Annotated in this window: 22 protein-coding genes and 3 pseudogenes; 10 read left to right on the top strand and 15 right to left on the bottom strand. The window is 67.9% G+C overall.

Annotation, left to right across the window (positions count from 1 at the left end; all coding sequences use genetic code 11):
- Positions 1-6 precede the first annotated feature (6 nt).
- From BCM27_RS22140 to BCM27_RS22130, 3 genes are all read right to left on the bottom strand, one after another.
- On the bottom strand, positions 7-1,689 hold the full coding sequence (locus BCM27_RS22140; RefSeq protein WP_004022359.1) for an acyl-CoA dehydrogenase family protein: 1,683 nt from the start codon (positions 1,687-1,689) through the stop codon (positions 7-9).
- Positions 1,689-2,402, bottom strand: a complete 714-nt coding sequence (locus tag BCM27_RS22135) for a TetR/AcrR family transcriptional regulator C-terminal domain-containing protein (protein WP_004022358.1) — start codon at positions 2,400-2,402, stop codon at positions 1,689-1,691. The genes BCM27_RS22140 and BCM27_RS22135 overlap by 1 nt, the downstream gene beginning before the upstream one ends.
- A gap of 112 nt (positions 2,403-2,514) precedes the next feature.
- Complete coding sequence (locus BCM27_RS22130; RefSeq protein ID WP_004022357.1) at positions 2,515-3,273, bottom strand: glycoside hydrolase family 16 protein; 759 nt, start codon at positions 3,271-3,273, stop codon at positions 2,515-2,517.
- A 145-nt stretch (positions 3,274-3,418) separates the two neighbouring features.
- On the opposite strand from BCM27_RS22130, the pseudogene BCM27_RS26270 reads away from it, so the two are divergent.
- A pseudogene (locus BCM27_RS26270) lies at positions 3,419-3,883 on the top strand (proline dehydrogenase family protein); the annotation flags it as partial.
- 130 nt (positions 3,884-4,013) lie between these two features.
- Entirely contained in the window at positions 4,014-4,259 is a 246-nt protein-coding gene (locus BCM27_RS26135; RefSeq protein WP_004022355.1) for a hypothetical protein, read from the top strand.
- On the opposite strand, the gene BCM27_RS22120 is transcribed toward BCM27_RS26135, so the two are convergent.
- Positions 4,234-4,833 (bottom strand): TetR-like C-terminal domain-containing protein, encoded by a 600-nt coding sequence (locus BCM27_RS22120; RefSeq protein WP_033204865.1) that lies wholly within the window; start codon positions 4,831-4,833, stop codon positions 4,234-4,236. The genes BCM27_RS26135 and BCM27_RS22120 overlap by 26 nt on opposite strands.
- 50 nt (positions 4,834-4,883) lie before the next feature.
- On the opposite strand from BCM27_RS22120, the gene BCM27_RS22115 reads away from it, so the two are divergent.
- Genes BCM27_RS22115 through BCM27_RS22105 form a run of 3 tightly spaced genes read left to right on the top strand, consistent with a single transcriptional unit; the run spans position 4,884 to position 9,440 of the window.
- Positions 4,884-5,999, top strand: a complete 1,116-nt coding sequence (locus tag BCM27_RS22115) for an Rv3169 family protein (protein WP_004022353.1) — start codon at positions 4,884-4,886, stop codon at positions 5,997-5,999.
- Positions 6,000-6,006: 7 nt separating this feature from the next.
- Positions 6,007-7,041 (top strand): TIGR03617 family F420-dependent LLM class oxidoreductase, encoded by a 1,035-nt coding sequence (locus BCM27_RS22110; RefSeq protein WP_004022352.1) that lies wholly within the window; start codon positions 6,007-6,009, stop codon positions 7,039-7,041.
- On the top strand, positions 7,038-9,440 hold the full coding sequence (locus tag BCM27_RS22105; RefSeq protein WP_004022351.1) for a PEP/pyruvate-binding domain-containing protein: 2,403 nt from the start codon (positions 7,038-7,040) through the stop codon (positions 9,438-9,440). The genes BCM27_RS22110 and BCM27_RS22105 overlap by 4 nt, the downstream gene beginning before the upstream one ends.
- Positions 9,441-9,447: 7 nt before the next feature.
- Here BCM27_RS22105 and BCM27_RS22100 read toward each other — a convergent pair whose 3' ends face one another.
- Positions 9,448-11,052 (bottom strand): fatty acyl-CoA synthetase, encoded by a 1,605-nt coding sequence (locus tag BCM27_RS22100; RefSeq protein WP_004022350.1) that lies wholly within the window; start codon positions 11,050-11,052, stop codon positions 9,448-9,450.
- Positions 11,053-11,129: 77 nt separating this feature from the next.
- Between BCM27_RS22100 and BCM27_RS22095 the strand changes: the two genes are divergently transcribed.
- On the top strand, positions 11,130-11,948 hold the full coding sequence (locus tag BCM27_RS22095) for a helix-turn-helix transcriptional regulator (protein WP_110117443.1): 819 nt from the start codon (positions 11,130-11,132) through the stop codon (positions 11,946-11,948).
- Between the two features lie 14 nt (positions 11,949-11,962).
- Here BCM27_RS22095 and BCM27_RS22090 read toward each other — a convergent pair whose 3' ends face one another.
- From BCM27_RS22090 to BCM27_RS22070, 5 genes are all read right to left on the bottom strand, one after another.
- Positions 11,963-12,322, bottom strand: coding sequence for a hypothetical protein (locus BCM27_RS22090; protein WP_004022348.1), 360 nt, complete (start codon positions 12,320-12,322; stop codon positions 11,963-11,965).
- On the bottom strand, positions 12,323-13,576 hold the full coding sequence (gene ribB / locus BCM27_RS22085; protein WP_004022347.1) for a 3,4-dihydroxy-2-butanone-4-phosphate synthase: 1,254 nt from the start codon (positions 13,574-13,576) through the stop codon (positions 12,323-12,325). It abuts the gene before it with no gap.
- Positions 13,573-14,106: a flavin reductase family protein gene (locus BCM27_RS22080; protein WP_004022346.1), complete on the bottom strand. Its 534-nt coding sequence runs from the start codon at positions 14,104-14,106 to the stop codon at positions 13,573-13,575. Before BCM27_RS22080 ends, ribB begins: the two co-directional genes overlap by 4 nt.
- Positions 14,107-14,185: 79 nt before the next feature.
- Positions 14,186-14,599, bottom strand: coding sequence for an SRPBCC family protein (locus tag BCM27_RS22075; protein WP_004022345.1), 414 nt, complete (start codon positions 14,597-14,599; stop codon positions 14,186-14,188).
- 1 nt (position 14,600) lies between these two features.
- The gene (locus tag BCM27_RS22070; protein WP_004022344.1) at positions 14,601-15,770 is read right to left on the bottom strand and encodes an LLM class flavin-dependent oxidoreductase; all 1,170 of its coding nucleotides are present in this window, start codon (positions 15,768-15,770) and stop codon (positions 14,601-14,603) included.
- Between the two features lie 189 nt (positions 15,771-15,959).
- Between BCM27_RS22070 and BCM27_RS22065 the strand changes: the two genes are divergently transcribed.
- Together BCM27_RS22065 and BCM27_RS22060 are read left to right on the top strand one after the other, a co-directional pair.
- Positions 15,960-16,562 (top strand): hypothetical protein, encoded by a 603-nt coding sequence (locus tag BCM27_RS22065; protein ID WP_141638831.1) that lies wholly within the window; start codon positions 15,960-15,962, stop codon positions 16,560-16,562.
- The gene (locus BCM27_RS22060; protein ID WP_004022342.1) at positions 16,559-17,968 is read left to right on the top strand and encodes a linalool dehydratase/isomerase domain-containing protein; all 1,410 of its coding nucleotides are present in this window, start codon (positions 16,559-16,561) and stop codon (positions 17,966-17,968) included. Before BCM27_RS22065 ends, BCM27_RS22060 begins: the two co-directional genes overlap by 4 nt.
- Positions 17,969-18,073: 105 nt before the next feature.
- Here BCM27_RS22060 and BCM27_RS22055 read toward each other — a convergent pair whose 3' ends face one another.
- Both BCM27_RS22055 and BCM27_RS22050 read right to left on the bottom strand, forming a co-directional pair.
- Positions 18,074-18,985 (bottom strand): hypothetical protein, encoded by a 912-nt coding sequence (locus BCM27_RS22055; RefSeq protein WP_004022341.1) that lies wholly within the window; start codon positions 18,983-18,985, stop codon positions 18,074-18,076.
- Positions 18,986-19,183: 198 nt separating this feature from the next.
- Positions 19,184-19,525 (bottom strand): annotated as a pseudogene (locus BCM27_RS22050) (MmyB family transcriptional regulator); the annotation flags it as partial.
- On the opposite strand from BCM27_RS22050, the pseudogene BCM27_RS26130 reads away from it, so the two are divergent.
- Together BCM27_RS26130 and BCM27_RS22045 are read left to right on the top strand one after the other, a co-directional pair.
- Positions 19,507-19,656: pseudogene (locus BCM27_RS26130) on the top strand (IMP dehydrogenase); the annotation flags it as partial. The pseudogenes BCM27_RS22050 and BCM27_RS26130 overlap by 19 nt on opposite strands.
- Positions 19,657-19,723: 67 nt before the next feature.
- A complete protein-coding gene (locus BCM27_RS22045) occupies positions 19,724-20,137 on the top strand; it encodes a (R)-mandelonitrile lyase (protein ID WP_004022339.1) in 414 nt (137 codons plus the stop codon).
- On the opposite strand, the gene BCM27_RS22040 is transcribed toward BCM27_RS22045, so the two are convergent.
- Genes BCM27_RS22040 through BCM27_RS22030 form a run of 3 tightly spaced genes read right to left on the bottom strand, consistent with a single transcriptional unit; the run spans position 20,138 to position 23,360 of the window.
- Positions 20,138-21,172, bottom strand: a complete 1,035-nt coding sequence (locus BCM27_RS22040; RefSeq protein WP_004022338.1) for a ferredoxin--NADP reductase — start codon at positions 21,170-21,172, stop codon at positions 20,138-20,140.
- On the bottom strand, positions 21,169-21,882 hold the full coding sequence (locus BCM27_RS22035) for a TetR/AcrR family transcriptional regulator (RefSeq protein WP_004022337.1): 714 nt from the start codon (positions 21,880-21,882) through the stop codon (positions 21,169-21,171). The genes BCM27_RS22040 and BCM27_RS22035 overlap by 4 nt, the downstream gene beginning before the upstream one ends.
- Entirely contained in the window at positions 21,882-23,360 is a 1,479-nt protein-coding gene (locus tag BCM27_RS22030; protein WP_004022336.1) for a pyruvate, phosphate dikinase, read from the bottom strand. Before BCM27_RS22030 ends, BCM27_RS22035 begins: the two co-directional genes overlap by 1 nt.

Genomic DNA, 23,360 nt, shown 5'->3' with positions numbered 1-23,360 from the left:
CGCTGTTCAGTGCCGCTCGAGGATCGCGCGCAGATCGGCGCCGGCCGGGAGTGCGCCGTACTCGAGGCTGCGGTCGGGGCCGAGTCGCGCGGCGATGAACGCATCGGCCACCGCGGTGGGACTGTGCCGGACGAGCAGCGACGCCTGGAGGGCGAGGGCCATGGCCTCGACGGTCGACCGCGCCCGCCGCTGGGCATCGGCGGCGTCGAGCCGGGACAGCTCGCCGAGCCGGTCGCGCAGGTGGTCGAGGTGGATGTCCAGGGTGCGACTGGTTCCGCGGGCGAGTGAGACCTCGGCGTCGAACGCGGCGATCGACTCGGGTTCGCGGGTCATGGCCCGTAGGACGTCGAGTGCGATGACATTGCCCGAGCCCTCCCACACCGCCATCACCGGTTGCTCCCGGTAGCGCATGGCGAGCGGGAAGTCCTCGGTGTAGCCGTTTCCGCCCAGGCATTCCAGGGCCTCATAGGCGTGGTGGGGGCCGCGTTTGCAGATCCAGTACTTCGAGACCGCCGTCGCGAGCCGGCGGAAGGCCCGCTCCTGCGGGCCGGCGTCCTCGTCGTGCGCGCGTGCGAGTCGGATGGCGGTGGTGGTCGCGGCTTCGGATTCCAGTGCGAGGTCGGCCAATACGGCGGTCATCGCGGGCTGGTCGGCCAGGGTCGCGCCGAAGGCGCTGCGGTGCCGGGCGTGCCAGACCGCCTCCGCCACGGCCTGACGCATGCCCGCAGCTGAACCGAGAACGCAGTCGAGGCGGGTCTGCGCGACCATCTCGATGATGGTGCGCACGCCGCGGCCGGGTTCACCCACCATGATCGCCACGGTCCCGTCGAGTTCGATCTCACTCGATGCGTTGGACTTGTTGCCCAGCTTGTCCTTCAGCCGCTGGATGCGGAAGACGTTGCGGGTGCCGTCGGGCAGGATGCGCGGGAGCAGGAAACACGAGAGCCCCTCGCCCCCGGCGCCCTGGGCCTGTGCGAGGACGAGGAAGGCATCCGACATCGGGGCCGAGCAGAACCACTTGTGCCCCGTCAGCAGGTACTCCGCGCCCGGGCCGCCGACGCCGGCGGGAACCGCGACCGTTGTGTTGGCGCGTACGTCGGAGCCGCCCTGCTTCTCGGTCATCGACATCCCGAAGATCGCCGAGTCCTTGCCTGCGGAGAGGTCGGGGGAGTAGTTGCGCGACAGTGCCTTCGGTACCCACTGGGCCGCGACGTCGGGCTGCAGCTCGAGGGACGGGATGACCGCATTCGTCATCGACACCGGACACGCGTGACCGGGCTCGATCTGGCCGAAGAGCATGAACGCCGCGGCCCGCACGACATGAGAACCGGGCTGCGGGTCCGCCCAGCACCGGGTGTGGGACCCGTGGGCGATCGACGCGGAGATGATGCGGTGATAGGCCGGGTGGTACTCGACCTCGTCGATGCGATTGCCCCATCGGTCGAACGTGCGCAGCGTCGGGATGACGGTATTCGCCAGTTGGGCGTCGTGCTTGAAGGATTCGCTGCCGACGAGGGCGCCGATCTCGCGCAGTTCGGCATCACCCCAGCCCGCGTCGTGGCGGTTGACGGACTCCCGTAGCACCGTGTCGAGTTCGTACTCGTTCACGTCGACCCGCGGCGCCGACTGGTTGAACACCTCGTGGGTGAGATGCGGCTGCGGCCGAACGGAACTCGCGGACTGGGTCATCATGCCTCCTGTGCTGCGGGTGATGGCGTGTCGGTGTCGGTGTCGGTGTCGGTGTTGGTGTCGGTGTCGACCGGGCGGAGCGGGCCGACCGGGCGGAGCGGACTGTCCAACACCTCGTCGGGGATCTGGAGATTGGTGAAGACGACGGCCACCGCGTCTTCGAGTCGATAGCCGAAATCGGCTCCGGTGGAGGCTTTCTGGACCGCAAGTCCGAAGATCGCCGACCAGAACGCCCGCGCCTCGACGTCGATCCCGGCGCGGAGCTGCCAGCCGGTGCGGACGAGCGTGGAGAGCAACGCTTCTTCACCGCGCTCGTGCAGCACTGTGAGTGTGTCCGTGATGAGTGGCCGCAGATCGGTACGACGCGCTACGAGAAGCATTGCCGTCGCGAAGAGTTCGACGTCCCGCGCGCAGGGTCCGAGGAGTGTGCCGACGAGGGTGTTCGTGTACTCGCGGACGGTCTCGGCGCCGGCGGCGGCTTCCTCAGCGCGACGCCCGGCACGCAGCACGCCGGCGCCGGCGACTTCGACGAACAGCTGCTCCTTGGAGCCGAAGTAGTACGTGACCTGGTTCGGGTAGGCGTCGGCACGCTGACAGATCTGCGCCACGGACGCCGACTCGCCGTTCTCGGCGAACACCTCGGCGGCAGCGCGCAGCAGCGACTTGCGCGTGGTCTTGCCGGCCTCTCTCGTTGCGCGTCCGGTCGTGGGCATGAGAATCCTCGTCGTCAATGTCCTGCGACAGTGTTTGTATGGCAAACAATAAAACGAGGGACGCGGGTCCGGCAAGGTTCGCCTGCCGGCAGACCCGGCGGCGGGGCCGGACTCAGTCGCCGTCGAGTGTGCTGACCTGCACATACGCCGCATCCAGGATGCGGGGGTAGGCGAGCGGAGAGTCCGAGATCGCGCGGTCGGGGAAGTCGAAGATGCTCAGCATGAGCTGCATCGGGTAATCGATGGACTGCCGGACCTCCTTGACGACGCGTCCGTCCATGCTGAACACGAGACGGTGGGGCCCCCAATCGACGACGTACTCGTGGAGGTCGGCGAGATCGTCGGCCATCTCGAGGACGGAGAAGTCGTCGACGATGCGCGGATCCCGGTGCGGGTGCACGCCGACACCCAGCGTCCAGGGCTCGCCGGGCCCCGGGCCGAAGATCTCCGCGACGCAGATCTCCCCCGACTCCTCCGGTCGCTGCTCCGTTCCGAGGAGCCAGAACGCCACCATCGACGCCGGGTCGCGAATCGCACTCATCGTGACTGCGAAGCGGCCGTGCCGCTGTGCGAACAGGATCTCCGACGGACGGTGGGTGGCCACGGTGAGCCCGTCTCGGTGCGCGTGCTGACCGACCACGCCGCCGACCTCACCGGCGTGGTGTCCGGTCTGCAGGCTCGAGACGCGCATCGTCGACTCCGACGGCCGCCATGCGGGTTGGTCGTCGTCGATGCACAGTCTCGAACGTCCCCCGGACGTGGTCCACCGAGCCGCGGAGTTCGACGGTCTCGTCCAGTGCGGGAGGTAGTCGGCGATCCACGTCCGGCTGTCGAAACGGTCGCCGGTGAAGTCCTCGTGCAGGGTGATCATCTCACCTCTCCTCGATCGGCGGGATCGCTCGAGCATCCGAACGCCTCCGAGGCGTGTCGTTCCATGGCGGTACAGTACATCGACTTTCGGCGTGTTCCGCGTAGTGTGTGCTGGTCGGCAGGCGCGTGAGCAGAGGCGGTATGACATGGAAACAACAAGTGCGGCAGACACACTCCGCCGGTGGGCGCTCGACGAAGAGTTGAAGTCCCGGGTCATGGCCGATCCCGCGCTCGCCGAGTGTGCGCGACGAGTCGCCGATCGGTACACGGCGGGAGAGGATGTCGAATCCGCGATCCGCGCCGGAGGGCGCGCGGTGGAGCGCGGACATCGGGTGAGCATCGAGTTCACGGGCGAGAGCGTCCGCGACGCCGCCGAGGCCAGTGCGGCCACCGATGTGTTCGTCTCCGTCGCCGATCACATCGGTCGGACCGGGCTGCCGTCGACGGTCTCCGGCGATCTGTCGCACATCGGACTTCTCGTCTCCGAAGATCTGGTGCGGGACAACAGCGCCCGCCTGGCAGAGGCGTGCGCCGCAGTCGATTCCGTGTTCATGATCTCCGCCGAGGGGTCGGACCGGACCGATCAGGTTCTCGACGTCTACGACTGGCTGGCGCACCGCTACGACAACGTGGGCATCACCCTGCAGGCACGGCTCCATCGCTCGGAGCTACGAACGACTGGCGCGCCGCATCGCCGACGCCGGCGGCTCGCTCACCCTTGCGACGCACGACGAGACGCTGTTGTCGCACGTCCTCGGGGCGGTCGGCGCCGTCGGGTCTGTCGAGGTCGAGATGCTGATGGGTCTGGGTACCGACCTGCTCGACAGGTTGGCGACGGACGGGATCTCCACTCGCGAGTACTGCATCTTCGGCTCGGAATGGTGGTTGTACGTTCTCAATCGCATCGCCGAGGACCCGACGCGGGTGTTCCAGGCGCTCGTCGATCTGGGACGTGGGCCTATCAGCCCGCCGGCCAGCGTTCTGTGATGAGCTCGACCATCTGATCGACCCAGGCGTCGTCGAGCGCGGCGTCGCTGCGGATGAGGATGCGGAATATCGCGGTGCCCGCGACGACCTCCGCCAGCATGGGCAACCGGTCGTCGTCGCGGCGTTCCTGGCCAAAGCGGGACTCGAAGGCGGTGAGGTCGCCGGCCAGCCGGGCGATCATCTGACTGTGGACGTCGGGTGATGCGACTGTGTCGGCGATCAGGCCGGGGAGGGCCACCCGCACCTCGGGTCGGTTGAACATCGCGCGGACGATCTCGACGAGGGCACGGATGTCCTGCTGCACGTCTCCGGAACCGGTTGGCGGGGCGAGGGTCTCGGCGGACAGCACCGCCTCGTGGACGAGTTCGGGCTTGCCCGACCATCGCCGGTAGATGGCGGCCGTCGTCGTGCCGGCACGGGCCGCGATCGCGGACAGCGACAGGGCGGGGTAACCGGTCTCGAGGATCAGTTCGCGGGTCGCCGCGATGATCGCGGCGTCGATCCGCCCGTCGCGTGGCCGCCCGGGTGCCGACGACGTCGACCTCTTGTTTTCCCTCTGGCCATCTGCTGTCATGAGTTCCATCGTAGTTCCAATACAGTGTGCATCGTATTAGAGGAGTCTTCGTGGAACTGAGTCCGCTCGACGAGTACCCGATCCATCAGACGGCGGCCCCGGTCACCTGGCCTGCGACGTCGGACCGGAACTTCTACGACCGCTCGTATTTCAACGTGCTCGACCGCGAGGGCCGGTTCATGGCACTGACCGGCATCGGCTACTACCCCCGGCTCGGGGTGAAGGACGCCTACTTCGTGGTGCGTCGCGGGGACACGCAGACCGCGGTGCACCTGAGCGACGCCATCGACGACGACCGGCTCCACCAGAACGTCAACGGGTACCGTCTCGACGTCGTCGAACCGCTGCAGGAGATGCACCTGACCCTCGCGGAAACCGAGGGTGTCGCCGCCGATCTCACGTGGCGGGGACTGTTCCCGGCGGCACTGGAGAAGCCCCACGACATGCTGACCGAACGTCGGGTCACATTGGAGGCGTGTCGGTTTGCCCAGGTCGGGTCGTGGGAGGGGTGGATCGACATCGACGGTGAGCGCTTGCCCGTCGATCACGACAGCAGTGTGGCCAGCCGGGATCGGTCCTGGGGCATCAGGCCGGTGGGCGAAGCCGAACCCGCGGGACGGCCCGACGCCTCCTTCCGCGGGATGTGGTGGCTCTACCTCCCGCTGGCCTTCGAGGACTTCCAGTTGTTCCTGATCCTGCAGGAGGACCCGGACGGCCATCGGAGCCTGTACGACTGCACGCGTCGCTGGCGGGACGGCCGTGTGGAGCAGCTCGACGGTGTGCGGGTCACCATCCACTACACGTCCGGCACCAGGATTCCCCACGGCGCACACGTCGAGTTCCTGAATCGGTCCGGTGACCGGATCGAGCTCGACGTCGAGTCGAAGTTGTTCGCTCCCATCGCCTTCGGGTCCGGATACGGTGGCGACACCTCGTGGGCGCACGGCACCTGGAAGGAGGGTGCGTTCGCCGAACGCGTCACCTTCGACCTGACCGACGACGATGTCATGGCCCGCGCGCCGTTCAGTCTCATCGACCATGTCGGGTCGGCCGTGTGCACCGAGCCCGACGGCACCGTCCGACGAGGCGCCGGCCTGTTCGAGCACGGCGTGATCGGCCCGCACCACCCGTCGGGTTTCTCCGACTGGACCGACGTGGCGAAGTAGGCGCGCGATGAAGATCATGACGGCGTTGTTCAACCCGACCGATGCGGTGGAACGCGCACAGCTCCTGCAGGAGGCGGGCGCATCGGGGGTGTTCACCTTCGAGGGGCCGCACGACGTGTTCTCCCCGCTCGTGCTCGCATCGTCGGTCACGGGCCTGGACATCATGTCCAACGTCGCGATCGCGTTCCCGCGCAACCCGATCCAGCTCGCGCACCAGGCCAACGACCTGCAACTGCTCAGCGAGGGGCGATTCATCCTGGGTCTGGGCACTCAGGTCCGCGCTCAGATCGAGAAGCGCTACGGCGTCGAGTTCGACCGTCCGGTCGAGCGGATGAAGGAGATGGTCGGCGCACTGCGCGCGATCTTCGCGACGTGGAACTCCGGCGAGCGCTTGGACTTTCGCGGCGAGTACTACCGGCACACGCTGATGACGCCGACCTTCGTCCCGGGGCCGAACCCGTACGGGCCGCCGCCGATCTACCTGGGCGCGTTGGGGCCTCGGCTCACCCGGGCGACCGCCGAGGTCGCCGACGGCCTGTTGGTGATGCCGTTCGGAACCAAGCGGTTCCTGCACGAGACGACGCTGCCCGCCGTACGCGACGGTCTCGCGGCGGCCGGCCGGTCCGAGGACGATTTCGAGGTGGTGCCCGAGATCATCGTCTCGGTTGCCGGGAGCGGAGCGAGCGGGCCGAATGTGACAGTCGGCTCAGATCTCGACGATGACCACGCCTCGACGCGGATGTTGTTGGCGTTCTACGGTTCCACTCCGGCATACCGGCCGGTGCTGGAAGCGCACGGTTGGGGAGATCTACAACCGGAGCTCAACATGATGTCCAAGCAGGGCCGGTGGCAGGAGATGGCCGGCCTCATCGACGACGAGATGCTGCACACGATCGCGGCGTGTGGAACGCCCCAGGAGGTCGCTGCGCACATCCGCGACCGGGTCGACGGTGTGTCGGACCGGATCTGCCTCTATCAGCCGGGTCCCATCGCCGTGGATGCGCTCGCCGAGATCGTCGACGCGCTCGGCGGCTCCAGATGACGCAGGAGATCGACGTGACGCCGAGCGTCGTCGAGTTCGACGACATCGTCGACGACCGCTACGGGGGCAAGGCGGCCGGGTTGGCGGAACTGCGTCGTCTGGGTCTGCCGGTCCCGACGGGGTTCGTCATCGCCGATGCGTCTGTAGACGGGGCTCTCGACGACGTGACGGCCCGGTTCGGCCACCTGGTGGCCGCGGGTACGACTCCGGTCGCGGTGCGGTCCTCGGCGGTGGGGGAGGACGGGGACGACCAGTCCTTCGCCGGCCAGTACGACACGGTGCTGGGCGTCGATTCCGTCGACGCCTTCACCGACGCCGTCCGTAGGTGCGCGGCCTCGGTGCACTCCCGTCGTGCCTCGGCCTACAGCGGACACGCCGCGCCGACCATGCACGTGGTCGTCCAGCGGATGGTCGACGCACGCGCCGCAGGCGTGGTGTTCACCGCGGACCCGACGTCGGGGCGCCGCGATCTGATGGTCATCGACGCCGTCGCGGGACTGGGGGAGGCACTCGTCGACGGGTCCGCCGCTCCCGACCACCTCGTGCTCGATGTGGACGGCAACACGGTGGTGCACGAATCCGTTGCCGCGCCGGTGTTGTCCCCGGATGAGATCGCACAGGTCCGCGCGGGTGCCCTGCGCACCGCGCAGCACTGGGGTCGACCGATGGACCTCGAGTGGGCCATCGACGAAGCCGGCGAACTGTGGTGGTTGCAGGCACGGCCGATCACCACGCTCCCCGGTGACCTCAACGAGATGGACTCGCCACTGGCCGGTGCCGACCATGTGTACACGCGATGCAACATCGGCGAGATGATGCCGGGCGCGTTCTGCCCCCTGACCGCGTCGGTCTCCGGCTTCGCGATCGACTACGCGATGCAGATGGTGCAGGTGGTCGCGAGGGCGCAGGAGAGCTACGAGAAGCCCTGGCTGCAGGTCGGTTACTTCTACGGGCACATGTTCCTGAACCTGACCGAGGGGACGGCGCTGAGTTCGGGCATCATCGGCAACTCGCTCGAACAGTTCTCCATGTCGATCTGCGGCCGGGTGATCGACGAGCTGACACCGAAGCCGGCACAGCCCTTCCGACGGAAGCTCGGCAACACGATCCGGCTCACGTCACATGCCCTGTCGGTGGGCCCGGCCATCCGGCGACTGCCCGCCGAGATCGCGGCCTTCCCGGTTCCGACGAGCCGCGATCCGCGGGTTGTGCTGCAGCAGTTGGAGACCGGTGTCGAGCAGTACCGCGATGTGACGTTGACCCATGTGCGCTCGTCGTCGCGCGCCGCGGTGGCGGCCAACGTCCTGGAGGGTGTCCTGGTGCGCCAGGCGGTGAAAGACGGACGCACCGAGGAGGACGGCAAGGCGCAGGCCGCGCGGCTCATGGCCGGTGCGTCGGAAGTCGAGAGCGCCATGATGCTCGCGGAACTCGACGCGGTCGTCCACACCATCGCGGCCGACCCCGCGGTTGCCCGGGAGTTTCTTGCTGCAGCACCGGATGACGCGGTCATCGACCTGCGGTCGGCCTCCGGCGACGCCGGTCGCGCGTTGCGGCATTTCCTCGAATGGCACGGTCACCGCGGGTACCGCGAACTGTGCATGCGGGACCCGTCCTGGGCCGACGACCCCGGCGGCCTGGGCGCGATGATGCAGGTGATGGTGCGGTCGGCGCTCGACCCCGTCGCCCGGATTCCGGCCCCGGCCGCCGTCGACGAGACGCCGCCGGCCGCGATCCGGCTCCTCGCCCGCCTGGCGCAGGGCGGCGCACGCGGTCGCGAGGAGACGAAGTCCCGGATGGCGCTGATGGCTCATGCACTCAAGCGCGGATACCGGCATCTCGGTGAGGTGCTGGCCGAGGCCGGACGACTGCCGGACGCCGACCTCGTCTTCTTCTTCGACCGCGCCGAGCTGCAGCGTCTCGTCGACGCCGAACCCGCGGAAGCAACCGGCCTGGTGCAGAGCGCGCGGCAGCGTCGAGAAGCCTTGTCGTTCCAGGACTCTCTCGAGTTCGAGGATGTGTCGGTGGGACGACCGTTCCCGCTCGTCGCCGCCCCGCGACGCGGTGCCACCGACGATCGCATCGTCGGGCGTCCCGCGAGCCGCGGCACCGTCGAAGGTGTGGTGCGCGTGGCGAAGTCGATCGTCGAGGCGCGCGAGGTGCAGCGTGGCGAGATCCTCGTCGCACCCGTCACCGATGTCGGCTGGACCCCGTACTTCACCGTCATCGGTGCCCTGGTCACCGATATCGGCAGTTCGGTGTCCCACGGCGCGGTCGTCGCCCGCGAGTACGGCCTGCCGTGCGTCGTGAACACCCTGGTGGGCACCCGCGTGCTGCGAACCGGCGACCGCGTGCGGGTCGACGGCGATCACGGGACCGTCGAGCGGCTCGGACCGGGCTGAGACCGGCTCAACCGTCGACGACGTCGGCGTAGCGGTCGCGGAGGTCGCGTTTCAGGATCTTGCCGCTGGGGTTCTTGGGCAGCGACTCGGCGGCGACGACGTACTTCGGGATCTTGTACGGGGCGAGCCGATCCCGGCAGTACTGGATGATCTCCGCCGGATCGACGGTGTGTTCGGCAGCGGGAATGACTACTGCGGCAACCGCTTCGACCCAATGCGGGTGCGGGACTCCGATGACAGCCGCCTCGTGCACGGCGGGGTGGGAGAACAGCACCTCCTCGACCTCGCGGCTCGACACGTTCTCGCCGCCGGTCTTGATCATGTCCTTCTGCCGGTCGACCACCCACAGGTAACCGTCGTCGTCGAAGTAGCCGAGATCGCCGCTGTGGAACCACCCGCCGCGGAACGACTCGGCGGTCTTCTCGGGCAGGTTGAGGTACCCGACGGTGACCTGCGGGCTGCGATGCACGATCTCCCCGACACTGCCGGTCGACACTACACCACCGTCGGAATCGACGATCCGCGTCTCGACGTTCAGCGCAGGACGACCGGCGGAACCCCCGCGCGTCGCCTGGTCGTCGGGCGCCAGGACCGTGGCCAGGGAACCCATCTCGGTCTGGCCGTAGAAGTTTCGCAGCCGGAGGTCGGGCAGGCTGGTGCTCAGCTCGCGCAACACCTCGACGGGGAGCGCCGACGCCCCGTAGTAGCCCTTCCGCAGCGACGACAGCGCCGCCGGGTCGAAGTCGGGGGAGCGCAGCAACGAGATCCACACGGTGGGTGGACAGAAGAGTTTGGTCGCTCGTTCCCGCGCGACCGTCCGCAACAGCGTCGTGGCCTCCGGACGGTCGAGGATGATGCTCGTCGCGCCGAGCATGATGTCGGTGATGAGGAAGTTGTCCAGCTGGGCGCAGTGGTAGAGCGGGAGCGAGTGCACCTCGATGTCGTCGTCGGTCATGCCGCCCGACACCACACAACTCATGTACTGCCACATCAGCGTTCGGCTCGTGTGCATCGCGCCTTTGGGCCGGGACTCGGTGCCGGAGGTGTACATGATGCGGATGACGTCGTCGTCGGCGATGCGGACGTCGGGTAATGCGCCGGCCGGCTCGCTCAGCCAGTCGTCGATGGACGGCCAGCGGGTGTCGGAACCGTCGGGGCCGAGTGGGATCGACCGGCGCACGGTCACCGGTGCCGCCGATGCGGCGATCGCGGCGTCGGCGGTGGGCACGAGCGAGTCCTCGGCGATCAGGCCGGCGGCCTCGCAGTCGTCGAGGATGTATGCGATCTCCGGCGCGGTCAGCATGAAGTTGATCGGGACCGACACCACCCCGATCCGGGCAGCGGCGAAGACGACCACGGGGAACTGCCAGCAATTGTGCGACAGGATGCCGAGGGTCTGTCCCTGTCTGAGGCCGGCAGCGTGCAGTGCGGCGGCGACCCGGTCGACGGCGTCGTCGAACTCGCGAAAGGTCAGCCGGGTGTCGCGGTGGATGACGGCCGGCTTGTCGGGCGTCCGGGCCGCCGAACGACGTGGGATGTCACCGAGCGAGTGGGACCGGGCCACGGTCATGAGGCCGGCCATGAGGTCGGTCGGGAGGGGAGAAGTCGTCATGGTCAGGTGTCTCTCGGTCCGGTGAAATAGTGCGACCCGAGCCGGTGGCTCGGGGTCGATGGGTACTGTTCATAGCTATGCGCGGTAGTTCTGAGCCGGGCGCCCGATGCAGGCCCGGCGCCGAGTCGGTGGCGCCTCGCGGGGGATGGCAGGACCTGTTGTCGCGTCGACAGATGCTGGGCGTCCTGGCCGTGCTCGAACAGTGTGAGCACACGGCCGGCGGCCAGCACTTCAAGGAAGGCCTGGTCGAGGCCATTTCCACGTACTTCGGGGTTCGTGACGTGACGTTCTTCCACGGCCGTACCTACAGCGAGATCTTCGACGATCCGGCACCGCTGCTGACCGGCGCCGCGGCCCCGCTGCTGCGGGACTACCGCGAACGCTGGCGCGACAAGGACATCTTCGCGCTGCCGCGGGCAAGGCGGGTGCTCACCGCCGAGGGCTTCGCCACTCTCGAGGAGCTGTCCCGCCTGCCGGTTCCGCAGCGCTCGTACGTCGTGGACTATCTGCACCCCAACGACATGGACACCGCCTCGGCCCTTCACCTGCCACTGTCCGACGGCGAGGCTCTCATCGGGATGTTCGACCGCGTCCGCGAGTGGGACGAGTCGGACATGCTCGCGATGCGCATTCTCGCGCGGCAGCTCCGCGCGCGGACCGCGACGGTGTCCGCGGCGCACGAGCCCGTCGATCCATTGGCGGCACTCACGCCGCGGCAACTGGAGGTCGCCGAACTCGTGAGCGACGGGCTGAGCAACGCCGAGATCGCCCAGCGACTGTCGCTGTCGGAGCTGTCGGTGAAGAAGTACATGAGCCGCATCTTCGAGGCCGCCGGACTGCGCAACCGGGCCGAACTCGCGACCACCGTGCTGCGTTCTCGGCGACGGGCACGCTGAGCGGGTCGCTCCGGTCACGACGTCGGGGTGTATGCGATCACGGTCAGACCGTTCGGCGAGCGGAGGGGGACCCGGGTCTCATGACCTCCCACCGACCTCTCACCGACATGCCACCCCAGCGAGTGCGCGACCTCGATCGTCGCCGCGAGGTCGGGGGTCCGCGCGAGGAGTGACCACGCCGGCCCGTCAGTCTCGTCGGAGACGCTCAACGCACTCCAGGCCGCCCACGCTGAACCGTCGGAGAACTTCGGTGATCCCAGGACCGCTTCGACGTCACCGGCGACACCGGCCCACCGATCGGTCGCGTGCATCACCGTCACCCGCTCGAACAGCGAGCCGAATCCGATGGTCTCCGTGGTCTTCTCGTCAGACACTCAGACCACCGCCGCTGTCGTCGTCGCCACCGCCGGTGCCAGCCGGTGACCGAGCCGATCGCGCTTGGTGGCGAGGTATCCGGCGTTGTCCGCGGTGGCCTCGATCTCGAGTCCGACTGCCTCGACGACCTCGACCCCCTCGGAGGCCAGCCCGTCGACCTTGGCCGGGTTGTTGGTCAGCAACCGGACGCGTCGGATACCGAGGTCTGTCAGCACCGCTGCGGCGTCCCGATAGTCGCGCCTGTCGATGGGCTGGCCGAGGCGCAGGTTCGCATCGACGGTGTCGACGCCGTCGAGGTCCTGGAGTCGGTAGGCGGCGATCTTGGCCGCGAGACCGATGCCGCGACCCTCGTGGCCGCCGACGTACACCACGACCCCGGAGCCGGCGTCCGCGACGTGCTGGAGTGCGGCTCGCAGCTGGGCGCCGCAGTCGCAGCGCCGCGACCCGAGCGTGTCACCGGTGAGGCACTCGCTGTGGATGCGAACCAGCGGCTCACCCTGCGCGGGATTGCCGACCACCAGGGCGAGATGTTCGGCGCCACCGGATGATCGGTAGACGGTGGCCTCGAAGACGCCGTGATCGGTCGGCAGAGCGCAGGTCGCACCCCGCTCCACCGACGAGCCCGCCCGGCGATGGGCCACGAGGTCGGCGATGGAGATGACCTCGAGTCCGTGACGCGCGGCGAAGTCCCGGACGTCTGCCCGCCCGAGCATCGCGCGCCGGTCCGGGCTGACGAGTTCACAGATGAGGCCGGCGGGTTCGAGGCCGGCTTCGGTGCACAGGTCGACGGCGGCCTCGGTGTGCCCACGTCGTTCGAGTACCCCACCTTCCCTGGCGCGCAACGGCATCACGTGACCCGGACGCGTGAGGTCTGTCGGGCCGACGTCCGGATCGGCAAGGCTGCGGATCGTCCGTGCCCGATCGGCCGCGCTGATGCCGGTCGTGACACCGACGGCCGCGTCGACGCTCACGGTGAAAGCCGTGCCGAGGGGGTCGGTCGGATCATCGACCATCGGAGGAAGTTCGAGCTCGGCCAGACGGTCCGCGGTCATCGCCACACACAGGAATCCGGAGGCGTGTTCGAGGAAGAAGGCGATGTCGTCGACGTCGGCGAACTGAGCGGGCATCACGAGGTCGGCTTCGTTCTCGCGGTCGGCGTCGTCGACGACGATGACCGGACGGCCGAGGCGGAGCTGATCGACGCACCGCTCGACCGCGGAACGGGCCGTACGCATCTGGTCGTCGGGGATCATCGGTGAGCTCGCAATCCGTGGAAGACCGACCGATGAAAGATCAACGGCTCGCTGGCAGTCGGCACACCCAATGCGTCGACCCGTCCGACGACGAGATCGTGATCACCGATGGGCCGGTGGTCGTCGATGGTGCACTCGATCCACGCGTGCGCACCGGCCAGTCGGGGCGAGCCGTTGGCGGATCGGGTCCAGTCCACGCCGGCGAACTTGTCCGCGCCGCTGCGCGCGAATGTACGGGCCAGGAGGTGCTGGTCTTCGGCGAGGACGTTCGCGCAGAAAGCGCCGTTCGACACGACCGAGGGCAGCGTCGTCGAGGTGTTGCCCGCGAAGAAGCCGACGAGCGGTGGCTCCATCGAGATGGACGTGAAGGAGCCGACGGTCATCCCGACGGGTGAGCCGTCCGGCCTGGCCGAGGTGATGACCACGACGCCGGAACCGAAGTGCGCGAGCACCTCCCGGTATCGATCGCGGACCGAGTCCGCGTCGGCGGCGTACACGGACGCCGCGTCGGCGGTATGACTGGGATTCAATGGATTTCCTTCCGATGCGGCCCCGGCGGGTGCGTCCTGCCGCGCACCCGCCGAGACCTGGAGGATCAGACCTGGAGGATCAGACCCTGACGGCCTTGATGGCCAGCTCGTCGAGAGCGGCCGAGTAGATTGCCTCGATGGCCGTGGCGAGTTCGGCTTCCACCTCGGCGGACTCGGCGCCGAACTCCGCGGACCACCGGACCGTGCAGTGGTCGTCGCCGTCGGCGGCGACCGAGACGGTCGAGCGGTAGTGCTCGAGCGGAAGCGGGCCGTCGATGTACTCGTAGGAGTACGTGCGCGCCTCCTCGTCGAAGGCGACGATGCGCTCGCGCGCCGGTGCGCCGTCGGTGAAGACCACGTGACGGACGTCGCCGTCCATCCGCGATGCGTCGATGGCCGGAATCCACGCGGCCACACCGCCGGTGTCACCGATCCAGGCCCACACCGCCTCCGCCGATCGGGAGAAGTCCTTGGTCACCTCGATGCTCGCCATGTCACACCCGTCCCAGCTCGGCTTCGTACTTCTTCGTCATGTGCTCCACGGCCTTCACATGTTCGGCCGCCTGCCCCTCGCGGACAGCCTGGGCGCGCTCCGCGGCGTCGATCATCGGTTGCGCCTGCCCCTGGAAGTACGGCATGACGTCCTGGGCGAACAGCTCATAGGAACGTTTGGTGGCCTGCGGGTTCGCCCAGTCGTGGCCCTGGATCAGCAGCGTGCCGAAACCGCCGGACTGGTCGATCAGGCGCTGGACCTGCGCGCGTGCCTCGTCGGCGGTGCCGATGACACCGATCCCGGAGGTGTTGATGAAGTCGATCATCTCGTGCTTGTTGGTCCCGCGGACATCCATCTGCGGGAAGGCCGCCACGTGCTGGAGGTAGTTGAACCAGTACTCGATGCCGTGTTCGACGTCCTTGTAGGCCTGCTCTTTGGTCTCCGCGATGTGGAAGGGCCCGACCAGCCGCCAGGTCGACCGGTCCACCTCGTCGCTGCGCCCGGACTGGGCGGCGAACTCCTCGAGCATGCCCCAATGATGTTGCAGTGCACTGAATCCGTCCGCGGTCAGCGTGGCGGCGATCGAGAGGAGGCCGATGCCGTACTTGCCCGCGAGGCGCGCGCCGGTCGGCGACGCGATCGCGGCGACCACGACGTCGAACAGCGGATCAGAGTAGGGGGCCATCTGGATCTTCGCGTCGAACAGTTCGTGAGTGCGGGTCTTGGCCGTCACCGTCTCGCCGCGGAGCAGGCGCATGATGATGTCGGTGTTCTCCGCGAGCAGTTCTCGGGTGTCGATCTGGGAGAGGCCGAGCATCGCGGCGTCGGTCGGGAGCGATCCCGGCCCGAGGCCGAACAGGACGCGCCCGCGGGTCAGGTGATCGAGCATGATCATGCGCTCGGCCGCCCAGAGCGGGTTGTGGTACGACACCGAGGTGACGCCCGTGCCGAGCTTGATGCGGCTGGTGCGCTCGCCGGCGGCGGCGATCATGATCTCCGGCGATGCGTAGATCTCGGCACCGGCCGAGTGGTGTTCGCCGAACCAGGCCTCGTCGTACCCGAGTTGCTCGAGGTACTGCACGAACTCGAGGTCGCGCTGCAGCAGCAGCGTGGGATTCTGCCCCGGTTCGTGGATCGGGGCGAGGAAGGTACCGAACTTCAGCCTGCTCATGGCGAACACTCCTGTGTGACGTGGGTGATACGTCCACGAAGCTATGACGCACCGCACAGGTCGGGTAAGTCCGCAAAAGTAGACATTCGGCCGCGCACCCGACGATCGCAAACCGCGTACCGATGAGACGAATTCGGTCTATCGTCCCTTTCAGCAGCTGATACGGGAGGACTCATGGTGTGTTGCATCGTGGCAACGCTGGTGCTGGCCGTGGTGCACCGGCTGCTCCCGTGGCGCCGCACGAGCACCGACGCGGGCTTCGCGCCCGCGGTGCGCAGGCCCGCGACCGGGATGAAAGTCGTCGGGGCTCCGTTCGACCGGACTCATCGAGAGCTGCCGGTGCTACCCCGGCGCCGGGCGATCGCCGCATGGACACTGCGTCTGGGTGCGATCGCCGCGGGCCTGTACCTGGCGACCTCGGCGGTGCTCGTGGTCCTCGGTGTGGCCCACGATGTCGCCGACTCCTCGTCGTGGCTGATCCGCAGCGTCGGGGTCGTGCTCATCGCGGCGTCCGCCGCCGGCCTCGGCCGGGTGTTGTCGGCCAGGGGCGTCGACCCGTTGACCAGAACGCAGACAGCGGGCTGCGGATCACTGGCCGCCGGCGTCGTGTTCCTGGAACTCATGGTCGTCGACATGCACGTCCTCGGCCTGTATCACCTGCCGGATTCGTTCGCCCATCACATGTTCCAGGCGTCGTGTCTGCTCGCCGCCGGGATCGGCGTGGTGCTGCTCGGCGACCGTCCGCACCCCGTGCCCAGACCGACCGCGACGTTGATACGAGGACGCTCATGACCATTCCGGAAACCGTTCCGACAGTGAGGGAGTCGACACCCGTCGAACTGGCGACGCAGCGGTACCTGCTCGACCTCGCGTTGCAACCGCTGGACCGGTTCGACGGGTTCACCCGTCTCGAGCAGATCGGCGGGAGCGCGCTTCGTTACCAGCTCAACTATGTCGGCTACGCGTTGTCGATGGCGCAATACACCCGCACCCCGGCGTTCACCGGTTATCTCGCCGACGCGCAGGCGACGATGATCCGCAAGATGTGCGACAAGAAGGTCTGGGGATACTGGGCGACGGAACGTCTGGCCGGCTACCTCCGCTGGAACCCGGACCCGATCGTGTTCGGCAACGTCATGTACACCGGATTCTTCGCCGCGATGATCGCGTTCCAGCAGACGCTCAACGACGACCGTTCGTTCGACGTCGACGGATCCCTCCCCCTGGTGTGGAGTCCGACTCGCCGCTACGACTACGGATACACATCGATCGCCGAGGCGATCGTGCGGAACATGCGGGCGAGCAAGCACACGATGTATCCCTGTGAACCGCACCTGATCTACCCGATGTGCAACACGATCGCCCTCGTCGGGCTACGGGGGTACGACCGCCTGCACGACACCGACCTGACGGGTGACCTCGTCACCCGGACCCGCGCCGCGTTCACCGATCACGGATACCTGACCCGTTCCGGGCGTTTCCGTTTCGGTCGCGGACCCGCGGGCCTCGCGCTGCCACCGACGCTGTCGAACGACGCGATCATGACCTACTGGCTGAACGGCGTCATGCCGGATCTGGCGGAGTCGACGTGGGAGACGCTGCGGCGCAAGCGAATCGAGGGGTCCGGGTCGGATGTGCGGTTACGTACCGAACCGATCGACCACCTCGACGTCGGCTCATACCGGATGGGTGACGCGTGGGCGTGGGTCAACGTCCTGTGCGCGGCGCGGGAGATCGGTGACACCGACACCGCCGACGGACTCGAGCTGGCCATCACCGACAGATTCCGGTTCGAGACGTCGGACTCGGGTGCGCGCAAGATGAGTGGCGTCTCCACCTGGGTGTCGCTGGCATATGCGCTGAGCCGGTTCATGGTGCCCGACGGGCTGCGTGGCCTGTCCGCCGGTGACCTCCCGGCTGCGTGGACGACAGGGCCGATTCTCGCCGGTGCGGACTATCCGGATGTGCTCGTGGCCAAGGCGGTCACCGACGGCGAAGGACTCGAATTGGTGCTCCGGCCCGGCAGTGACGTTCGCCGGTCGACGCTGCGACTCGCGCGATTGACTCCCGCCGGACGATACCGCGTCGACAACCCCGCAACGCCGGCCGTGGTCACCGTGACCGCTGACGGTTCCGGACACGCGACTCTCGACGTCGACCTCGCCGACCGAACCGAGGTCCGCATCCGCCCGCTCTGAACGACGTCGGATGATCGTGATGCTCGGGACCCGGTGAATGCCGATGGCCCGATGGCTCCTGCCCACACGTGGTCGGCATGGGCCATCGGGCCGGGGAGACGTCGATCAGTTGTCGAACGTCAACGGGGTCGTGGCGGAGGGGCCCTGACGGTAGTGGCTCATCGTGGCTGTCTGCCAGCGGCCGTTGTACTCCGGGATCGGCAGCGGGAACCAATAGCTCGAATCCAGCCACATCTGACCCAGTAGCGGGACGGGCTGACGCGAGATGTCGGTCCACTTGCCGGTGGGGGCGTTGTCGAACGTCCCCACCTCCTTGCCATCGACGAAGAACCCGACCTGCTTGCTGCCGAGTTTGACGGCATAGTCGTGCTGCTTGTCGAGAATGCTCATCGGTAGCAGTCTGGCCTGCGGGACAAGGGTTCCCGACTTCTTGACCATCATGAAAAAGCCCTTGGGGAAGTCCTGCCCGAGGGCCTGCGCGATCGGTGCGGTGAGCGTGCTGGCCTGGCCGACCAGGCCGGCGGAGCCGTTGTACATGAACCAGGCGATCTCCAGTCCCAGTGGGTCGATGGAGCGATTGGAGACTCCCCAGCCGGTGGTTCCGTTCCAGGACTTGATCTGCTCGGTACCGCCGACACGCATCGTCATGGTCTGGCCCGGCTCGAACACGGGCTTGGCGAGGATCTCCGCATTGTTGTACGGGAACAGGCCCTCGACGGTCGGCGGCGCCTTGAACGTGACGCCGTCGGAGCCGTATGACGTCTTGCTGTAGCCGACATTCGTGTTGCACCAGTCGGTCGGTGCCGTGGCAAAACGTTCGTCGATCGGCCGGGTCGGTTGTGGGTCACCGGTACCGATGTACCCGGCGAAGGCCCGCCCGTTGAGGACGGCGCAGTTCGACGTGCCGTCGTCTCGGCCGGGAAGCTGGATGTTCGGATCGGCCACCGCGGCGCCGACTCCCGTCCATGTCAGCATCGCGGCCACGGTGGCGGCGACCAGCGCTCTGCCTCGGATCATCTGCTTCTCCTCTGAAATGCGGACTGGAACAGATATCTGATACCACATGTAGTCAGAAGTGAGGCTCCCCGAAAGTGCTGCAAAAGGCACTATTCGGACAGGGTATGAGCGCGCACGTCCGGCGTGAGCTGCAGCGGGGGCACCGAAAGAAATGAACAGTGATTGTCGTCTCAACGTCGGTCTCTGGCGGCGCGGCCCTCAGAACTCGGCCACCTCGCTGGCGGCGTAGGAGGCGAGGAGTTGGAGGCGCTCGGCGCTGGGTGAGCCGGGTTCAGCGGTGTAGATCATCATGATCGTGCCCGGGTCGGCGGTGACGGCGAGTTCCTCGTAGGCCAGGGTCAGCTCGCCGACCACCGGGTGGTGAAAGCGCTTCGTCCCGGCTCCGTGGGTGCGGACGTCGTGGGCGGCCCACAGAGTCCGGAATGTGTCACTACGCGTGGACAACTCGCCGACCAGGTCCTGCAGCGCCTTGTCGTGCGGATCGCGACCCGCCTCCGCCCTCATGATGGCGACACACATCTCGGCGAACAGGCCCCAGTCCGATCGACCTCATCTGGAACCGGAAGATCGATCCCGGCAAGGTCTTCGACCTGACTCTCCCGCTCGAGGACGCGGCCGAGGGCTATCGGGCCATGGATGAACGACGCGCGACGAAGGTCTTGCTCACCGTCTGCCCCCTGTCCGGAGTCGCCGATCGGCATCCGCCGGTACCCTCACGTCAAACGAAAGGTGCTCAATATGAGGATCACCCGCAGCTCCATCGACACCGTCAAAGGACCCGGCGACTGGTTCACCGGCGACGTGTACATCGATGCCGTCGCCGCAGCTCCGGCGCCCTCGCGGGTCTCGGCGAACCTCGTCCACTTCATGCCCGGAGCGCGGACGCACTGGCACCGGCACGCGCTCAGCCAGACGATCTTCGTCACCGAGGGGATCGGCCTGTGCCAGCGGCGCGGTGGCCCCGTCGAGGTCATCCGCCCCGGTGACCGCGTGCTCTTCGAAGCCGACGAGGAGCATTGGCACGGTGCCACCCCGACGCGGCTGATGGTCCATCTGGCCATCAACGAGGCCGACGATCAGTACGACGCCGTCGAGTGGCTCGACCCGGTCACCGACGAGGAGTATGCGCAGGCGCCGGATCTCGGGATCTGATCAGTCGAACTCGATGGTGACCGGACCCTTCGGCGTCGCCTGACAGGCCAGCAGGTATCCGTCGTCGATGTCCTCGGGTTCCAACGCGATGCCGTTGCCGTGGTCGACGTCGCCTGCGGTCAGTCGGGCCACGCACGACCCGCAATCACCTTCCCGGCAGGAGTACGGTGCATCGACGTCGGCGGCGAGCAGTGCGTCGAGCAGCACGGTGTCCGTGCCGCAGCGAACCGTGCGGACGTCGCCGTCGATGTGCACGGTGACCTCTTGGGCGTCCGACTCGTCGTCGTGCGTGGCGAGGATGAACGGGTCGCCGGTCAGCGACACGTACCTCTCCACGTGAACCGCCTCATGGTGCAGACCGCGCTCGCGCACGGCGCGCTCGACGAGGTCCATGAACGGCGCCGGACCGCAGATGAAGGCCTCGCAGTCCTCGGCGTCGGCGACGACGTCGCCGATCGCCTCCGCGGTGGGCAGACCCCGATCGGCCTCCAGCCAGTGATGCACTGTCAACCGGTCGGGATGACGCACGGCCAGCTCGTCGATCGCGTCGGCGAAGATGGTCGACGCGCGGTCCCGGTTGGCGTAGAACAGGGTCACCGCCGTGTCGTGGGATTCAAGGGCCGAACGCAGGATCGACATCACCGGCGTCACGCCGCTGCCGGCCGCGAACAGGTACAGCGGGTGTGTCCAGGAGCGCGGCGTGAAGGCCCCCGACGGTGGGATGACGTGCAGGGTCAGGCCGGCTTCGGCGTTGTCGCACAACCAGTTCGATCCGTAGCCGTCGCGGGTTCGCTTGACGGTGATCGCCGCAGTGGCGTCGACCCCGGGTGCGGTCGACAACGAATAGCTGCGCGCGACCGAGCCGGTCCGATCGCTCGGGATGCGCACGGTGATGAACTGCCCGGGTCGGTAGTCGCTGCCCGCGGGGAAGTCCAGCACGATCGTGCGTGCCTCGGACGTCTCGTCGCGGACCGCGGTCACGGTGACGTCGATCCCGAGGGTGCGCTCGACCGGCGAGGCGACGGAGCGGGTCATGCCGTCGTCCTGGAGGTGAGCGGGATGACCCGGTACCAGAGTTCGCCGAGCGCGGTCCCGAGTGCCTCGAGGCGCTCTCGTCGCGGGGTGCTGGCCGGCAGACCGACGTGGATGTAGGCCATCTGCTCGGTGGCGCAGCCCAGGGTCTCGGCGAGCAACTCGGTGTCACAGGCCTCGATGGTCCCGTTGGCGACGAGGCGGTCGAGCCAGCGCTCGGTGCGTCGCACGAAGTCGCCCCGCAGATTGAGCCAGAGCTGCTGGAACCCTCGGTTCTCACTGGCCGCGGCCGCCTCGCGGAGCAGTCGCAGCATGTGGCGACTGCGAGCGTAGGCCTGGAGATACGTGGTGTTGACCTCGATCAGCGACTGCAACTCGCCCTGGGCGCGATCGGGACGCAATCGTGCATTGGCCAGTTCCAGCAACGATGGTCGCAACGCGGCGAGGAAGATGTCGTCGAGACCGACGAAATGCCGATAGAAGTTGCCCTGCGAGATCTCCGCGCGGTGCGTGATGTCGGAGATCCGGGTGCGCGTGTACCCGTATTCGGTGAAGCACTCCGTGGCCGCTTTGACCAGTTTGTCACGAGTCTGTTCACCGCGTTTGTTCGCGCGCTTGGCCGGGGCCGCGGTGTGATCGAGAAGGCCGGCTGCCGAGTAAGCAGCGTCGATCCCATCGTGCGCACGGGCGTCCGGTCCGGTGTCGGTGCTCATCAGGCCCCCTGGAGTGTTCGTGCGGTGATTAGCTCGGCCAGTGGGTGTTCGGGTGGCGGCGCGTCCGGCAGATAGGACACCAACTCGTCGACGTACTCGTCGGCGGAGGTGCCGGCACTGAGAACGTCACCGGCATAGACCTTTCCGGTTGTTCCGTCGACGGTGACCGTCTGCCCGGCGAGGGCGTCGGAGAGTCCGATCCCGCACCCGACCACGCAGGGCACCCCGATCTCGCGGCACACCAGGGCGGCGTGGGACGTCGTACCGCCGACCTCGGTCACGACCGCCACGGAGTCGAACATCGCGGGCACGTCGGCCGGCGAGGTCGAGGGCCGGACGAGGACGACGTGCTCGCCGCGTGCCGCTGCGGCACAGGCATCGTCGGTGTCGGTGTGCACGACGCCGACCGCGGCACCGGGGCCGGCGCCCGTGCCCGTGGCGAGGACGTCGGCCCCGGCGTCTGCCGAGTTGTTCTGCGACAACGACTTCGCCTGTTCGGGACTGATCCGCGAGATGGCATCGTTTCGGTTGATGAGCCCCTCGCGGACCAGGTCGACGGCGATGCGGACCGCGGCACGCGCGGATCGCTTGCCCGAGCGGCATTGCAGCATGTAGAGCGTGCCGCTCTCCACGGTGAACTCGATGTCGACGAGATCGCGGTGTTCGTTCTCGAGCGTCCGCGCGATCGTGCTGAGCTCGGCGTGCAGGTGTGGCGAGTGAGTGCGGAAGGAGTCGATGCTCTCGGGTGTGCGCTCACCGGAGACGACATCCTCACCCTGCGCCCGGGCGAGCCACTCGCCGAACAGCTCGGGTGCGCCGGTGGCCGGGTCGCGGCTGAACACCACGCCCGTCCCGGACTGATCGTCGCGGTTGCCGAACACCATGGCCTGCACGGTCACCGCGGTGCCGCCGCCCTCGCCCAGACCGTGGTGACGTCGATAGGCTGCGACCCGTTCGTTGCTCCATGAACCGAAGACGGCGCCGATCGCCTCGCGCAACTGGTCGTACGGGTCGGTGGGTGGTGCGGCAGTGGCGTCGCCGAGCACGATGTCGCCGTATCCGGCGCGGAATCGCTCCCAGGTGTCACGGGCCCAGTCGGGGTCGCCGGTCGCCTCGGCCAGCTGTGCGACCAGCTCGCGGGTGAGGCCGAGATTGAGCACGGTGTCCATCATGCCGGGCATGCTCTGGGCAGCGCCCGAGCGCACCGAGACCAGCAGAGGGAACGGGCCGGCGCCGAAGACCTTTCCGGTCTGCTGCTCCAGGACGCGGAGCTGGGCGAGCACCCCCTCCCAGACGCGGGTGGGGAGCTGACCGCCTGCTTCGGTGAACTGGGCGCAGACGGGTGTGGTGAGGGCGAAGGCAGGTGGGACCGGTAATCCCAGCGACCGCATGCGGTTCACGCTGTAGGCCTTGCCGCCGAGCAGCTCTCGATCGGCCGGCGCGGTTCCGTCCAGTGCGAGGACAGCAGGTGTGGTCAT

Source organism: Gordonia terrae, from assembly GCF_001698225.1.
Lineage (GTDB): Bacteria > Actinomycetota > Actinomycetes > Mycobacteriales > Mycobacteriaceae > Gordonia > Gordonia terrae.
This window is presented reverse-complemented; position numbering and strand designations above follow the sequence as displayed.

Bases quoted from the DNA above. Each gene is read 5' to 3' on its own strand.
- BCM27_RS22140 (WP_004022359.1), bottom strand. From the start codon at position 1,689: ATGACCCAGTCCGCGAGTTCCGTTCGGCCGCAGCCGCATCTCACCCAC.
- BCM27_RS22135 (WP_004022358.1), bottom strand. From the start codon at position 2,402: ATGCCCACGACCGGACGCGCAACGAGAGAGGCCGGCAAGACCACGCGC.
- BCM27_RS22130 (WP_004022357.1), bottom strand. From the start codon at position 3,273: ATGATCACCCTGCACGAGGACTTCACCGGCGACCGTTTCGACAGCCGG.
- BCM27_RS22120 (WP_033204865.1), bottom strand. From the start codon at position 4,833: ATGACAGCAGATGGCCAGAGGGAAAACAAGAGGTCGACGTCGTCGGCA.
- BCM27_RS22110 (WP_004022352.1), top strand. From the start codon at position 6,007: ATGAAGATCATGACGGCGTTGTTCAACCCGACCGATGCGGTGGAACGC.
- BCM27_RS22105 (WP_004022351.1), top strand. From the start codon at position 7,038: ATGACGCAGGAGATCGACGTGACGCCGAGCGTCGTCGAGTTCGACGAC.
- BCM27_RS22100 (WP_004022350.1), bottom strand. From the start codon at position 11,052: ATGACGACTTCTCCCCTCCCGACCGACCTCATGGCCGGCCTCATGACC.
- BCM27_RS22095 (WP_110117443.1), top strand. From the start codon at position 11,130: ATGCGCGGTAGTTCTGAGCCGGGCGCCCGATGCAGGCCCGGCGCCGAG.
- ribB (WP_004022347.1), bottom strand. From the start codon at position 13,576: ATGATCCCCGACGACCAGATGCGTACGGCCCGTTCCGCGGTCGAGCGG.
- BCM27_RS22075 (WP_004022345.1), bottom strand. From the start codon at position 14,599: ATGGCGAGCATCGAGGTGACCAAGGACTTCTCCCGATCGGCGGAGGCG.
- BCM27_RS22070 (WP_004022344.1), bottom strand. From the start codon at position 15,770: ATGAGCAGGCTGAAGTTCGGTACCTTCCTCGCCCCGATCCACGAACCG.
- BCM27_RS22060 (WP_004022342.1), top strand. From the start codon at position 16,559: ATGACCATTCCGGAAACCGTTCCGACAGTGAGGGAGTCGACACCCGTC.
- BCM27_RS22055 (WP_004022341.1), bottom strand. From the start codon at position 18,985: ATGATCCGAGGCAGAGCGCTGGTCGCCGCCACCGTGGCCGCGATGCTG.
- BCM27_RS22045 (WP_004022339.1), top strand. From the start codon at position 19,724: ATGAGGATCACCCGCAGCTCCATCGACACCGTCAAAGGACCCGGCGAC.
- BCM27_RS22040 (WP_004022338.1), bottom strand. From the start codon at position 21,172: ATGACCCGCTCCGTCGCCTCGCCGGTCGAGCGCACCCTCGGGATCGAC.
- BCM27_RS22035 (WP_004022337.1), bottom strand. From the start codon at position 21,882: ATGAGCACCGACACCGGACCGGACGCCCGTGCGCACGATGGGATCGAC.
- BCM27_RS22030 (WP_004022336.1), bottom strand. From the start codon at position 23,360: ATGACCACACCTGCTGTCCTCGCACTGGACGGAACCGCGCCGGCCGAT.